At 43.7% G+C, this 2,268-nt stretch carries 1 protein-coding gene and 1 pseudogene; one reads left to right on the plus strand and one right to left on the minus strand.

What is annotated here, in order from left to right:
• A pseudogene (locus IQ242_RS22930) lies at positions 1-943 on the minus strand (DNA ligase); the annotation flags it as partial.
• Between the two features lie 449 nt (positions 944-1,392).
• On the opposite strand from IQ242_RS22930, the gene IQ242_RS22935 reads away from it, so the two are divergent.
• Complete coding sequence (locus IQ242_RS22935) at positions 1,393-2,004, plus strand: DUF3782 domain-containing protein (RefSeq protein ID WP_193961536.1); 612 nt, start codon at positions 1,393-1,395, stop codon at positions 2,002-2,004.
• The last annotated feature ends 264 nt before the right edge of the window (positions 2,005-2,268 follow it).

Consider the following 2,268-nt stretch of genomic DNA (forward strand, 5'->3'; position numbering starts at 1 on the left):
CTTCTAAAGCTTGTAACTCCAGTTTAGCTGCTTCGAGACGAGCGCCGAGACTGTCCTTTTCGTCGGTTATGTCCGCCACTTGAGCGACGGTTTCTTGCAGTTTTATAGTTAAATTGTCGCATTCTTGCCCTAAAGAGAGCGATCGAGTTTGACTTGCGGCTAAATCTTCGCTGAGAGACTTTTTTTGCTGCTCTAACCCGCTAATTTGACCCTGTAAGCTGGCTATTTCTTGCTGTCCTTGCTCATACTGTTCTGTTTGGTGAGCTAGATTCTGTTCTAAGGTTTGAATTTGACCTTGCAAGCTGGGAATTTGGGCGGCTAAATCGCTTAATTCTCGGTTTTTATGCTCTAAATCGGCCACTTTCGCCCTTAATTCTTCGGCTTTTTCTAGCTCTTGCTGTAAGAGAGCTTTATCCTGTTCTAGGGTCTGAATTTGACTAGAGAGAGAGGTGGTCTGTTTTTTAGTCAAATCAAATTGACGGTTAATTTCACCTTTTTGCTGCTCTAAAGTTTGAATCTGTGCCTCTAGGCTAGTAATTTGGGCTTTTTCTGCCTCTAACTGCTCCATCAAACCCACTTTCTCCGCTTCTATGTCCTTAGCGGTGGTTTTCAGTTGTTCGATTTCACTCTCACCTATTTGCACAGCTTGCTGGAGGGACTGGAGAGAATTTTCTAAATCCGTAGCTTTGTGCTGTAATTGGGCGGAATGTTGTTCTATGTGAATTATTTTGGCGTGCAGCTGCTGATTTTCGTCTTTTAACTCTGATTGCGCCACGTCTAAACCCTTGACTTGAACCAACAAATCTGAGTTACTTTGCTGTAATTGCGCTTGTGCGGCTAAAAGGGCGGTATTTTTGCTGACGAGACCAGAGCGCGACCAGAGGAATAGTCCTCCGAAAACAGCACTTAAACCTAATCCTTCATAAATTAATTCGTTGAGCATATCTACCCTCCTAGACAAGCGAAAAACAGTCACCTAACCGAACTGATGCTGCAATTTTGGTTATAGACCTACATCTCTACTTATATCAGTTACGGGGTGCATTCGGGGGAAGGGCAGGGAAAAAGTCACTTCTTTCCTCCCGGTGTAAAAAGGTGATTTAGCTATTCGCGTTATGCTAATTTGTACCTGATCCCATTCTTGGGTGATTTCCAGGTCAATTTCTTCCTGATGATCAAAATAGTAGCCCATGGCCGCAGGAGCTATGGTTGATAATTATCCATTGACCGCGATCGCCTTTTGACCTTTGACCCCTTCCCCTTGAACTGCGATCGCTGATTTGTTGATAGTCAATAATTGATTGAAAAAACACGGATGAGAAGCTAGGGACATTTCTTCTCCGCCAAGTCGCTAGAATGGGACTAGACTTCTCAAGCTTGAAGAATCTTCCTATGTCAGACGCTGTAACGATCGCCGATATTTACAAGTTATTTGAAAGAACTGAAGCCCAATTTGCCGAGTTTCAAAAGGAAGCTGATCGCCGCAGTGCCGAAGCTGATCGCCGCAGAGAGGAAGCTAATCGCACGATGGAAGAATTAAAAAAACAGGTACAAGAAACGACCAAAGCTGTTAATAACCTAACAACGCGCTGGGGCAGATTCGTTGAAGAAATGGTAGAGCCTGCGGTCGTGCGTTTATTTCAGGAACGGGGCATTGATGTCACCCAAACGATGAGTCGCTTGAAAAGTAAGCGTCCTGGGGCGGCAATGGAGATTGATATTGTGGCGGTGAATGGGAGCGAGTTGGTGGCGGTGGAATGTAAATCTCGACTGTCGAGGGATGATGTAGATGATTTTGTCAGCCGATTACAGCGATTTAAGGTTGCTTTCCCCCAATTTCGAGAGTTTCGGGTTTATGGGGCAGTGGCAGGCATTGAAATTGATCAGGGGATAGATGTCTATGCTTATCGGCGGGGTTTGTTTGTGATTAAGCAGTCGGGGGAAACGGTTAAAATTATCAATGATGCTCAGTTTCAACCTTTGGGTTTTGCTGAAGGCGTTTAATCTCTTTTTTAAGAAGGCGTAATTTTGCGATCGCCCTTTTTAATTAATAATGAATAGTTGATAATTATCCATTATCAGAAGTCATTTTAGAAACCATCATGGAAATAAAAAATATTAAACAAAAATCAAGAATTTTAATCGACAAATTGCCAGATAAGTGGGTGGGTGGAATTAAATATAAGATGAACGTAGGTTGGGCTTCGGCCGTGAGCTTTTGCCGAACGGTTGAAGCATGAAACCCAACGCCCGCTCATGTTACGCTAC

Source organism: Microcystis sp. LEGE 08355 (assembly GCF_015207185.1).
Classification (GTDB): Bacteria; Cyanobacteriota; Cyanobacteriia; order Cyanobacteriales; family Microcystaceae; genus Microcystis; species Microcystis panniformis.